Source organism: Acinetobacter kookii (assembly GCF_900096895.1).
Taxonomy (GTDB): Bacteria; Pseudomonadota; Gammaproteobacteria; order Pseudomonadales; family Moraxellaceae; genus Acinetobacter; species Acinetobacter kookii.
The window spans coordinates 621367-633266 of sequence record NZ_FMYO01000001.1 but is presented as its reverse complement, the minus strand read 5'-3'; the positions used below and the strand labels follow the sequence as shown (position 1 = coordinate 633266).

At 43.4% G+C, this 11900-nt stretch carries 9 protein-coding genes; 5 read left to right on the top strand and 4 right to left on the bottom strand.

The window, feature by feature from the left end; all coding sequences use genetic code 11:
- Positions 1–37: 37 nt before the first annotated feature.
- The 5 genes from BLP85_RS03080 (at position 38) to BLP85_RS15105 (ending at position 6627) form a co-directional block, all read left to right on the top strand.
- Positions 38–643 carry a LysE family translocator gene (locus BLP85_RS03080; protein ID WP_092818666.1) on the top strand — a complete coding sequence of 202 codons (606 nt, stop codon included), beginning with the start codon at positions 38–40 and terminating at the stop codon, positions 641–643.
- Between the two features lie 500 nt (positions 644–1143).
- Positions 1144–1896, top strand: a complete 753-nt coding sequence (locus BLP85_RS03075) for an electron transfer flavoprotein subunit beta/FixA family protein (RefSeq protein WP_092818665.1) — start codon at positions 1144–1146, stop codon at positions 1894–1896.
- Positions 1897–1914: 18 nt separating this feature from the next.
- Positions 1915–2847 carry an electron transfer flavoprotein subunit alpha/FixB family protein gene (locus BLP85_RS03070; RefSeq protein ID WP_092818664.1) on the top strand — a complete coding sequence of 311 codons (933 nt, stop codon included), beginning with the start codon at positions 1915–1917 and terminating at the stop codon, positions 2845–2847.
- A 558-nt stretch (positions 2848–3405) separates the two neighbouring features.
- The gene (gene gyrA, locus BLP85_RS03065; protein WP_092818663.1) at positions 3406–6414 is read left to right on the top strand and encodes a DNA gyrase subunit A; all 3009 of its coding nucleotides are present in this window, start codon (positions 3406–3408) and stop codon (positions 6412–6414) included.
- An 87-nt stretch (positions 6415–6501) separates the two neighbouring features.
- Positions 6502–6627, top strand: a complete 126-nt coding sequence (locus tag BLP85_RS15105; protein ID WP_265733818.1) for a hypothetical protein — start codon at positions 6502–6504, stop codon at positions 6625–6627.
- A gap of 380 nt (positions 6628–7007) precedes the next feature.
- On the opposite strand, the gene gltP is transcribed toward BLP85_RS15105, so the two are convergent.
- From gltP to BLP85_RS03045, 4 genes are all read right to left on the bottom strand, one after another.
- Positions 7008–8303: a glutamate/aspartate:proton symporter GltP gene (gene gltP / locus BLP85_RS03060; protein ID WP_092818662.1), complete on the bottom strand. Its 1296-nt coding sequence runs from the start codon at positions 8301–8303 to the stop codon at positions 7008–7010.
- Positions 8304–8572: 269 nt separating this feature from the next.
- Positions 8573–9679 (bottom strand): ABC transporter permease, encoded by a 1107-nt coding sequence (locus tag BLP85_RS03055; protein ID WP_092818661.1) that lies wholly within the window; start codon positions 9677–9679, stop codon positions 8573–8575.
- Entirely contained in the window at positions 9676–10806 is a 1131-nt protein-coding gene (locus BLP85_RS03050) for an ABC transporter permease (protein WP_092818660.1), read from the bottom strand. Before BLP85_RS03050 ends, BLP85_RS03055 begins: the two co-directional genes overlap by 4 nt.
- Positions 10807–10808: 2 nt before the next feature.
- Complete coding sequence (locus BLP85_RS03045) at positions 10809–11894, bottom strand: HlyD family secretion protein (protein WP_409449175.1); 1086 nt, start codon at positions 11892–11894, stop codon at positions 10809–10811.
- Between the last annotated feature and the right edge of the window lie 6 nt (positions 11895–11900).

Here is an 11900-nt window from a genome sequence, read left to right as displayed (position 1 = left end):
TAATTTTCACTTTCAAGGCATGGAAAGGGAAAAGGAAATGTCTGTATTTGCACTGTTCGCTTTAACGGTTATCCCGCTTATTTTCACCCCTGGGCCAGATATGCTGTTTATCCTGTCACAAGTGATGGGTAAAGATGCAAAAGCAGGCATGCTGGCCACTGTAGGGATTTGCCTGGGCTATTTAGTCCATTCTGTGTTGGTGGCTTTGGGTATTGCAGCCATTGTTGTCTCGTTCCCGGTATTATTTGAAAGCATTCGCTGGCTCGGGATCGCTTATCTCTTATTTCTGGCTTTTAGCCTGATCAAGTCCGTGTTCAGTCAAAATAAAATCACGATCGAGAAAAAATTGTCGTCCAGTCCGATCAAAAAAGGTTTTTTTACTGCACTCTTGAATCCCAAAGGCATGCTGATCTATTTTGCAATTTTACCGCAGTTTATTGATAAGGCCGGGAATACGGTGAACCAGGGTTTAATCCTGTCCTTGATCTTTATTGGACTTATCTTTGTGGTGTATGGCAGTTTGAGCATAGTCTTTGCCAAAGTGACCCAAAAAGCCGATATTGATGAGCGTAAGCAGAAATGGATTGATGGCGCTTCAGGCGGCTTGCTCATGCTGGCTGCAACCTGGCTGATCATGAACTGATAAATGTCAGGGAAGCATGTTGTCGGCATGCTTCCCTGTAGGACAGGGTATTTATTTTTAAAAAGTAATTTGTTACATCTTTAACTTAAAAAAGCGCTCAATTTTAGGGCAAACGGGCTAAAAAAATTTGGGTAAGCTGTCTTAAATGACAAGGTATTAATTTGGCTATTTTGTCAGCCATATGCGCCAGACCCGCCAGAAACTCATCGAAAATATGTATTAAATCAGAACTTTTGATGAAGTTAATCAGATAAAAAAATACTAAAAATCAATGCTTAAAAAATAAATAAATATTCAGGAATTTCATCTTAATAAAAGTGTGTGAAAAAAATATGAACGCCAAGTTCAAGGAAAATGATGCATTTTTACAGCTGTTTCGATAATTGTGACTTGACCGAAATGCCGTACACATTGCAAGATAGGGCACCTAAAAAAATTTAAGTGAAGAGTTATTATAACTTTTCTCAACATTTACATTTGCTAAAACAGCCGAGGATTACATGAAGGCTCTTGTTGCTGTAAAACGTGTGGTTGATGCCAACGTTAAAGTTCGCGTTAAACCGGACAACAGTGGTGTTGACTTAACAAACGTTAAAATGTCAATTAACCCATTTTGTGAAATCGCGGTGGAAGAAGCGGTTCGTTTAAAAGAAAAAGGAACTGTTTCAGAAATCGTTGTTGTTTCTATTGGTCCTAAAGAGGCGCAAGAACAAATCCGTTCTTCTATGGCACTTGGCGCTGACCGCGGTATCCTGGTTGAAGCTGACGACAGCCAGCTCGGTGCTTTGGAAGTTGCTAAAATCCTGAAAGGTGTTGTTGATGCTGAACAGCCACAACTCATCCTTCTAGGTAAGCAAGCTATTGATGACGACTCTAACCAGGTGGGTCAGATGCTTGGCGCTTTACTTGGTGCAGGTCAAGGTACATTCGCATCAGAAGTGAAAGTTGAAGGCGACAAAGTACAAGTGACTCGTGAAATTGACGGTGGTTTACAAACTGTTGAGCTTGCACTTCCAGCAATTATTACGACTGACTTGCGTTTGAACGAACCACGTTATGCGGCTCTGCCAAACATCATGAAAGCGCGTAAAAAACCGCTTGATACCAAATCTCCAGCAGATTTCGGTGTTACTGCGACAACTAAACTGAAAACAGTGAAAGTTGAAGCTCCTGCTGAGCGTAAAGCGGGCGTACAAGTGAAGTCTGTAGACGAGCTTGTAGAAAAATTGAAAAATGAAGCGAAAGTGATCTAATACAGAAGGATAAAAATCATGAGTATTTTAGTTATCGCTGAGCACGACAACAAAGCATTAAACGCTGCTACTTTAAACGTTGTTGCTGCGGCGCAAAAAATCGGTGGTGATATCACTGTATTGGTAGCTGGCTCGAACGCGCAAGCCGTTGCTGACCAGGCAGCTAAAGTTGCGGGTGTAAGCAAAGTATTGCTTGCAGACGACGCTGCTTATGCAAACCAGTTGGCTGAAAATGTGGCTAAACTTGTTGCTGAATTGGGCAAAGGCTATAGCCATATCCTTGCTGCTTCTACCACAACAGGTAAAAACATTCTGCCACGTGCAGCTGCGCTTTTAGATGTCAGCATGATCACTGACATTATCGCGGTTGAAGGTCCTAAAACGTTTAAACGTCCAATCTATGCAGGTAACGCAATTGCCACTGTAGAATCTGGCGAAGCAGTTGTTGTTGCAACTGTTCGTGGTACTGCATTTGATGCTGTAGCAAGCGATGGTGGTTCTGCTAGTGTTGAAGCCGCTGTGTCTACTGGCGATGCGGGTATCTCTAAATTCGTTTCAGAAGAAATTGTGAAATCTGAACGCCCAGAATTAACCGCTGCACGCATTGTGGTTTCTGGTGGTCGTGGTGTGGGTTCTGGTGAAAACTATCACAAGATCCTGGATCCATTGGCGGACAAGCTTGGCGCTGCTCAAGGTGCTTCACGTGCTGCGGTTGACGCTGGTTTCGTTCCAAACGACATGCAGGTTGGTCAAACGGGTAAAATCGTTGCGCCTGAGCTATACATCGCTGTCGGTATTTCTGGTGCCATCCAGCATTTGGCGGGTATGAAAGAGTCTAAAGTGATCGTTGCGATCAACAAAGATGAAGAAGCGCCAATTAACGCAGTAGCTGACTACTGGTTAGTTGGTGACTTGAACACTGTAGTTCCAGAATTGGTTTCTAAAATCTAATTCTCGAAATCAGTTTCAAAAAACGCTCTTGTGCAAGCAGTGAAAGCAATGCTTTTCTGCTCAGCTCGGGGGCGTTTTTTTATGGCTGGATTTCTTCATTTATTCATTTTTATGGCTTGAAGAGTCAAGCGATGGCGTAAATGTGCCCGAAGCTGATGAGCGTCTGTATGCGCTTAAAAAGGGTAATGTAGGGTGCTTGTATTTGCATAGCTGGTATATAAATGAGATTTGATTGATTTCTATCTTTTTTAAAGTGAAAAGTGCATTTTAACTGAATAAGCTGCATAAACATAGAACGCTAAATTTTTCGATTCAACCTCGAATAAAATGAACGAATTCACATAAAATTCCGACAAATGAAAGTGCTGAAAAAATAAACGATAAATTATAGAAAATTAACAAGATTAAGATAAGAGATATGGCACAAAAACAGCAGAATTTATGCTATAATTTATGGCTGTATTTAGACTTTAACTCAGCTTATTTTGGGTTAATTTTTTGCTAGATTGATTATATAAAACGAACAGTCTGAATGGCTGTTTGTAATAAGGAGTATGCATGAGCGTATCGGAAATCCGACCGATTGCCATTGAGGATGAACTCAAAAGCTCGTATCTCGACTATGCCATGAGTGTTATTGTTTCTCGTGCATTACCTGACGTGAGAGACGGTTTAAAGCCTGTTCATCGTCGTGTGCTTTTCGCTATGCACGAATTGGGCAACGACTACAATAAAGCATACAAAAAGTCAGCCCGTGTCGTCGGTGACGTGATCGGTAAATATCACCCGCATGGTGACTCAGCTGTTTATGAAACCATTGTTCGTATGGCGCAAGACTTTAGCCTGCGTTATCAATTGGTGGATGGTCAGGGTAACTTCGGTTCAGTCGATGGCGATAGCGCAGCAGCAATGCGTTATACCGAAGTACGTATGCGTAAGCTCACCCATGAACTTCTGGCTGATCTGGAAAAAGACACTGTCGAGTGGGAAGACAACTACGACGGTTCTGAACGTATTCCAGAAGTGATGCCGACACGTGTTCCCAACTTGCTGATTAACGGTGTGACCGGTATTGCGGTTGGTATGGCGACCAATATGGCGCCACACAACATGACCGAAGTCATCAATGCATGTTTGGCTTATGCGGAAAACCCGAATATTTCCATTGAAGGCTTGATGGAGCACATCTCTGGTCCGGATTTCCCTACAGGCGGTATCATTTACGGTAAATCGGGTATTGTCGATGCTTACCGTACCGGTAAAGGCCGTCTTCACATCCGTGGTAAATACCATATTGAAGAAGACCAGAAATCTGGCCGTAGCACCATCGTGTTTACTGAAATTCCTTATCAGGTCAACAAGGCAAAAACCATTGAGCGTATTGCCGAGTTAGTCAAAGAGAAAAAACTGGAAGGTATTTCTGAACTTCGTGATGAGTCAGATAAAGAAGGCATGCGTATTGCCATTGACCTGAAGCGTGGTGAAAACGCTGAAGTGATTGTCAACAACCTGTTCCTGAATACCCAGTTGGAAAATTCATTCAGCATCAACATGGTCTGCCTGGACAATGGCCAGCCGAAGTTGATGAACCTGAAAGACATCATTGCGGCGTTTATCCGTCACCGTCAGGAAGTAGTGACTCGCCGTACCATGTTCGAATTGCGTAAAGCACGTGAACGTGGCCATATTTTGGAAGGCTTGACTGTCGCACTTGCAAACATCGATGCGATTATTGAAACCATCAAGACCTCTGCCAACCCGGGCGAAGCGCGTGAGCGTTTACAGGCGGGCGAGTGGGCTGCGGGTGGTGTGGTTGCCTTACTGGAAAAAGCAGGTTCGGTTTCTGTACGTCCTGACGAGATTGAAGGTGAAGATCCAAGCCGTCCATTCGGTTTAGATGGCAATGTTTACCGTTTATCTCCGGCACAGGTCGGTGCAATCCTTGAATTGCGTTTACACCGCTTAACTGGTCTGGAACAAGACAAGCTGCATGCAGAATACAGCGAAATTTTGGGTCAAATTGCTGAATTAACGGCAATCCTGAACGATTTCAACCTGTTGATGGGTGTGATTAAAGAAGAGTTGGCGTTAATTCTGCAACAGTATGGCGATGCGCGTCGTACCGCGATTGTTGAATCACGTATTGATTTCTCTCGCGAAGATCTGATTCCAGAAGAACAGGTGGTATTGACCGTTTCTAAAACCGGTTATGCGAAAACCCAGCCGCTTTCTGATTATGCTGCACAGCGTCGTGGGGGGCGTGGCAAGTCTGCAACTTCAATGAAAGAAGATGATTATATCCAGCATCTGATTGTGACCTCGAACCATGCAACCGTACTTTGCTTCACCGATGTCGGTAAGGTCTATCGTCTGAAAGTGTTTGAAGTGCCGCAAGCTTCGCGTGGTGCCAAAGGTCGCCCAATGGTGAACCTGTTGCCGCTTGAAGCCAACGAAACCATTACTGCCATTCTTCCGGTGATTGATGCGCCGAAGAAATTCAAAGAACGTCTGGCAGATTTCAAGGCATTTGTAAAAGCCAATGCTGCAAAACTGCAAGAAAATGAAATCATCAATGCGCATTATGCTGAACTTCAAGCAGCACTTGCTGAACTTGAAGAGGGTGCAGATGACTTGTCTGATGCATTACGTATTCAATTGAAACAATTGGGCATTGAACTTTCAGCAAGCGATCTGGATGATGAAATCATTGCTGACTTTGCGCAGCAAGCCGAAGCGGTACGTAAAAACTTCTATGTGTTTATGGCGACCGAGTACGGTACGATCAAGCGTGTAGAACTTGAACAGTTCAGTAATGTCCGTTCAAACGGTTTGCGTGCCATTGAACTGAATGGCGATGACACCTTGATTGGCGTTGCGATTACCGATGGCGAACAGCAAATCATGTTGTTCTCGAATGAAGGTAAAGCGATTCGCTTCGCAGAAACTGATGTCCGTTCAATGGGTCGTTCAGCGAAAGGTGTACGCGGTATGCGTGTGACCATTGGTGCAGCGCAAGTTGAAGATGCCGAAGATGCCGATATCGATTCAGATGACGAAGATGCTTCAGATTCAGCATTAATCAGCCGTATCGTTTCATTGGTAGTTGTTCCTGAAACGGGTGAAGTGCTGTGTGCATCTGAAAACGGTTACGGTAAACGTACCCCGGTAGATGACTTCCCAACCAAGAAACGTGGCGGTAAGGGTGTGATTGCGATCAAGACCTCTGAACGTAACGGTCAGTTGGTGGGTGCGGTTGCAATTGATGCTTCTAAAGAACTGATGCTGATTTCTGATGGCGGTACTTTGGTCCGTACCCGTGCTTCTGAAGTGGCTCAAACCGGTCGTAATGCACAAGGCGTACGTCTGATCCGTTTAGGTAATGACGAGTTGCTTGTAGGTGTTGTTTCGGTTGAAGCAGTGGAAGAAGATGAGTTTATTGAAGCAGTGGAAGGCGAAGAAGTCGTTGCCTCTGAGGCCTTGATTGATTCTGAAACTTTGGTGGATGATGAAACCATTGCTGACGAAGCTGATACTGAATCGGATTTAAGAGATTCTGACTCAGAATAAGTTTTGACTTAAAAAGAAGGGCGCTTAGGCGCTCTTTTTGTTGACAAAATTTATAAATAATTGAAAATAAAATTAATTTTAGGGGGTATGAATAATAATTTTATTGAGCAATTAAAAAATAAATTAAATATTTCTGATTTTGATAATTTATCAAAAGAACAGTATGGAAAAATTATGGAATTAATACAAAATGATAATTTTTCAATTGAATAACTATCCCAATTAGTGAAATTAATTCCTAATATTATTGATCTTCAAAAAGATTATTTAGATAGCTTAAAATTAATAATTGATGGTGTAAAAACTACACAAGTTCATAGTTTAGATAGTATTCATAATAGCTTGGAATCTACGATGCGACTTTTAGAAAAAATTACTGAAAAAGCGCAGACTGAATAAACTTTACGTACCATCGCTGAAATTACTAAAGATTTAGCAAATTTACATTTAAGAATTGCCGAAATAATTAAAGAAAATAATGAAACTTGGCAAAGTTTAGCAAAATTTGCAATGGCAGCCATTAGTGTTGTTGGCGTGGTTTTAGCAATTGCTTTAAAAAAGGAAGCCGAAGCTTCCTTTTTTTGATTTATAAATTATGCAGCTTCTTTGATTTCAACAGCATAATTTTTTTGCTTTTCAGCATCGAACTGGCCTTCCCATTTACTGATCACAAGAACAGCCAATGAGTTACCAATTACGTTCAATACAGTACGTGCCATATCCAGAATACGGTCAATACCGGCAATAAATGCCAGGCCTTCAAGCGGAATACCGACACTGCCCAAGGTTGCCAACAGCACAACAAAAGACACGCCAGGCACACCGGCAATACCTTTAGAAGTAATCATCAGGGTTAACACCAGAATGATCTGCTGGGTCATGGTTAAATCAATACCGTAAAGCTGCGCAATAAAGATGGCTGCAATACTTTGATATAAGGTCGAACCATCGAGGTTAAATGAATAACCGATTGGAATCACGAAACTGGTAATGGATTTTGGCGCACCATAGGCTTCCATTTTTTCCATCAGGCGCGGTAATACTGTCTCGGAACTTGCAGTTGAATAAGACAGAATCAGCTCATCTTTCAGAATTTTAATAATTTCCCAAATACTGAAACCGCAGAATTTGGCGACAAGTCCTAAAATGACAAAGATGAAGAAGAAAATAGCACCATAAACCAGAAGCGCCAATTTCACTAATGGCAGCAGTGAGCTAAAGCCAAAGTTGGCAACGGTTGCCGCAATCAGGCCAAATACGCCGAATGGTGCAAAAAGCATGATCATATGGGTGACTTTGAACATGGTTTCAGAAATCGCATGCAATACATCAATCAGCGGTTTTCTGGTTTCTTTCGCCAAAGATCCCAAACCAATACCGAAGATCACGGAGAAGAAGATGATTGGCAACATATGCCCATCGGTCAGTGATCCAAAAATATTAGACGGGATTAAAGATAAAATGGTGTTGACCAGACCATGCGAGTGGCTACTCACTTCTTGGGTGGTTTGCTGATATTGGGAAATATCGGTTTGAGTTAGGCTCGACATGTCAATACCGGCGCCCGGCTGGAATATATTCGCAGCAACCAGACCGACAATAATCGCAACAGTGGTAATAATTTCAAAATAAACAATGGTTTTGAAACCCAGTTTACCTAGGTTTTGACCATGACTTGCATTTGCAATACCGAGTATCAGCATTGAAAGTACAAGTGGAACAACAATCATCTTAATCAAATTAATAAAGATTGCGCCCAAAGGGCTCAGCAGATTATTAATCAGAGTTTCACGATATTCGGGAGAATAATGTAGAAAGGAGCCTACAAGCACACCTAAAATGAGCGCAATGACGATTTGCCAAGCAAGACTAATCCTAATCTTTTTCATGCTAAGCCCTTAAAATCAAATTTTAATAAAAAAGCTGCTATAACACTGTCGATATCACATCGGCATGTTAAAGGGGAGCGTGGGAATGAATAATATAAAAAATATTCATGAAATATAAACAGGGGGCTATTTTGCATCGATTAATATATTCAATCTAACTTTTTTCTTCACAATTGATTCAAAAGGTCAAAAAAAAAGCAGTATTGGTATAAAAAATAATCAAATTGTAAGGTTTCATTTAATAAACTTATAAGCTCATAGCTAAAAGCTTACTTTCTGGTAGATCGAGTCAGGCGAAAAAAAGCCCAAACCAGACAAATGCCGGCAAAGCTTGCCAGATAAATCATTTTCGGAATGACCAGTTGAGTAGGCACGCCCATCTGGTTCAATTGAATAAACATCTGTATGCCTTGGGTGGAAGGGAGGGCTTTGCCTAAATACTGCATCCACTCTGGCATGGCGGCATGCGGCCAGGCCGTACCTGAAAGCAGAAACAGGGGAATCGAGCTAAACACGATCACATGGCCGGCACGTTCAGGCATATCCAGAAAAGAGGCAATCAGCATGCTGAGGCCAATCACGCAGCTCAGAAATATAGGAACCGCAATGAGCATGCCCCAGAAGTTGCCACCACGCGGATAGTCATTCAGCCAGAAGGTAAATCCAAACAGATACAAACAGCCCAAAAAGCCAATGGTTAAAATAGCACTCCATAAAGCCCAAAATTCGGTTCGACTGGGTATCCAGTGCTTTTCACGATAAGTCGCAATTAACATGCACAAGCCCAGCAAAATGGTTTGATGGATAATCAGTGGGGCAACGGCAGGGAAAATATAGCTGCCATACCCGGACAGGGTGTTAAATAATGGAATTTGATGAATGGACAGCGCAGGGGAAAATTCAGAAATATGCTGAAATTTTTCAGCCTGTTCGGCCAGCGCATGTTCAATCGATGCCGCCAGTCCCAAACCAATCTTTTGGGTTTTCAAGAAATTGGCGGCACTTAAATATAAACCGATGCCCCCAACTTCACCTCGACGCAGACTGCCAGATAAGTTATCTGGAAGTAGTAAAATTCCGTCCGCCTGTTGCAGCCTGATCATCTGCTCTGCTTCGGCAAAATTCCCGGTGACTGCACGGATTTCAACATTGGGACTTTTAGCCACTTCGCCAATAATACTCGAGCTCACCAGGCTTTGTTCTTCATCGACAATCACAATCGGTAAAGATTCGGCATGTTCTGCCTTATAAGCCGTTGGGTAGAAGAAACTATATAAAAATACCGAAAGTACCAATGTGGTCAAGATCGAACTGTTACGTGCAATATCCTGAAAGGTTTTAAAATAAAAGTACAAAAAGTTTTTAAGCGTTTTCATGCCTGTACTCCCTTTACATATTTTTTAAGGAAGAAGTAGGCTGTGCCCAGATAAAACAGGCAATACACGGCTAAAATTGCAAGCGGTAACAGTGAAATGGATATGGGACTGCCCACCACCCATTGTTCCGTCTGTAATTTGGCATAAGGCGTATAGGGAATAATATTGGACCAGAACTGGGTGAATAAGGGGGCATTGTTCAGCGGTAAAGTCACGCCGGCAAAACTTAAAGATGACCCGCCATAGACCGCAATAAAACCAAAACTTTTCGCCAGATCACGGGTGGCCAAAACCACGCTGCTGCTGATCAGGGCATAAGCGCTATAGAGCAGAAATTGTCCCAATAAAATGGGCCAGAGCTGTCCCTGTACAAACCAGCCACGCATTTCAATCATCCAGAACATCCATAACCAGGTCCAGAAACTGAAAATCAGCACATAGGTCATATTTTTGGAAAGCAGGGCAAGCCATAAATTTTGACCATCGAGCCATGTTTTGGCCGAGCCAAATTTCAGCTCCTGTCCTACGGCAAAAGCCACGCAACAGCAGAGCAATAAATGTAAAATTGCCGGAATCATGTAAGGTTCCAGATAGAACTCATAACTGAGCCCCGGATTAAACAGCGGCGAAATTTTGATATTGGGCGTTGGTGCATTCAAATAGGGAATCTGGTTTTCCAGATAACTGTGCCCGGTAAAATCGGCCAGTGCCTGCAAGGTGCTGACCAGCATCGCCGATGAAATGCTATTGCCGACACTAAAATAGCTTTGGTTATAGGCAATGCTGATTCCAGCATCCTTGGCTTGTACCAGGCGTTGTTCGGCACCTGCGGGAATAGTGATATAACCCCAGATTTTGTTTTGATTGAGTAACTGTTCAACCTCATCCTGACTGCTGGAAATACTGTTGATGCTCAGGGTGTGATTCAGACTGGCATGATGAATAATCGTCCGGCTCAGTTCGCTCTGGTCCTGATCAATAATTGCAATTGGCAGATGGCTCGGTTTCCCGGCAGAAAACATACTGGCAAACAGCACAATCACAAAGACAGGTGCAAGCGTGATCATGCACAAGTCCCACTTATGCCTGAGCAAATAGCCGAGTTCGCGCAGTATGCCCTGTAGCATGATCAAGACTCTTGTACTTTAAACAGCACACTCATGCCGACTTTTAAATCTGCAATTGGCTGGGCAGGGGTGAGCTGAATCTTGAAACTGCGAATATCATAGCCACCGGTTTGGCGCGTGGTTTTAATGGTGGCAAATTCACCCTCGGCATCAATCTTTTTGATCTTGAACAGGGCCTTTTTGTTTAATGCAGGAATAAAGCCTTCAACCGATTTGGCCTGATAGACCTGCGCGTATTGATCTTCACGGATATTCAGGCTGACCCAAAGCTCATCCTCCTGAATAATACTGACCACGGGTACACCCATAGCCACCAGTTCCGACACCTTGCCATAGGTTTTAGACACTGTGCCGTTGATCGGGGACACCAGTTTGGTTTCAGCTTCCAGTGCATTGGCTTCTGCAACGGCCGCTTTGGCAATCTCCACCTGGGCATCGGCGGAGGATTTCTGTTCTGGCGTGCTGCCGCGTTTGGCACGTGCATATTGCTGATAAGCCGCTTCGGTCATTTGTGCGGCAGATTGAGCCGCGGCGTGCATTTCATCGCGGCGCTGGCGTGAAATGACGCCTTCCTTAAACAGGTTGGCACCACGCTGATAGGTGGTTTGAGCCAGGTCTTGCTGGGCTTTCATGGCCTGCCAGTTGGCATATAGACTGTCGATATTTTCCTGCTGGGAACCGCGCTCCGCTGTGGCTTGCAAGGCTAAAGCAGACTGCAGGCTGGCCAGAGCCTGCTGTTTTTTAGCTTCAACTTCCGGACTAAACAAACGGACCAGTGGCTGGCCTTTAAGCACTTTTTGTCCGTCGTGGATATATATTTCTTCAATGCGGCTCGGCACCTTGCTACTGACATGGACGGTTTCAGCTTCAACACGACCTTGCAGCTCGACTTCCTTGGGCTGATAGCTTTTCCATAAGCCAAAACCAATCAGGCCTAAAAGCAAGATCAGTATGATGATGCCAATCACTTTAATGGCAGCTGAAGATTTTGAATCGGTATTTTCAGTGGCTGGCGCTTGTTCTGAATAACTGAAAAATGCTGAATCTGTAAGATTTGGCTGTTCGTGAGACTGCTCTAAAGTGTTCAATTCACT

Excerpts from the sequence above, each read along its gene's own strand:
- BLP85_RS03055 (WP_092818661.1), bottom strand. The coding sequence starts at position 9,679 with ATGAAAACGCTTAAAAACTTTTTGTACTTTTATTTTAAAACCTTTCAG.
- gltP (WP_092818662.1), bottom strand. The coding sequence starts at position 8,303 with ATGAAAAAGATTAGGATTAGTCTTGCTTGGCAAATCGTCATTGCGCTC.
- gyrA (WP_092818663.1), top strand. The coding sequence starts at position 3,406 with ATGAGCGTATCGGAAATCCGACCGATTGCCATTGAGGATGAACTCAAA.
- BLP85_RS15105 (WP_265733818.1), top strand. The coding sequence starts at position 6,502 with ATGAATAATAATTTTATTGAGCAATTAAAAAATAAATTAAATATTTCT.
- BLP85_RS03050 (WP_092818660.1), bottom strand. The coding sequence starts at position 10,806 with ATGCTACAGGGCATACTGCGCGAACTCGGCTATTTGCTCAGGCATAAG.
- BLP85_RS03080 (WP_092818666.1), top strand. The coding sequence starts at position 38 with ATGTCTGTATTTGCACTGTTCGCTTTAACGGTTATCCCGCTTATTTTC.
- BLP85_RS03075 (WP_092818665.1), top strand. The coding sequence starts at position 1,144 with ATGAAGGCTCTTGTTGCTGTAAAACGTGTGGTTGATGCCAACGTTAAA.
- BLP85_RS03070 (WP_092818664.1), top strand. The coding sequence starts at position 1,915 with ATGAGTATTTTAGTTATCGCTGAGCACGACAACAAAGCATTAAACGCT.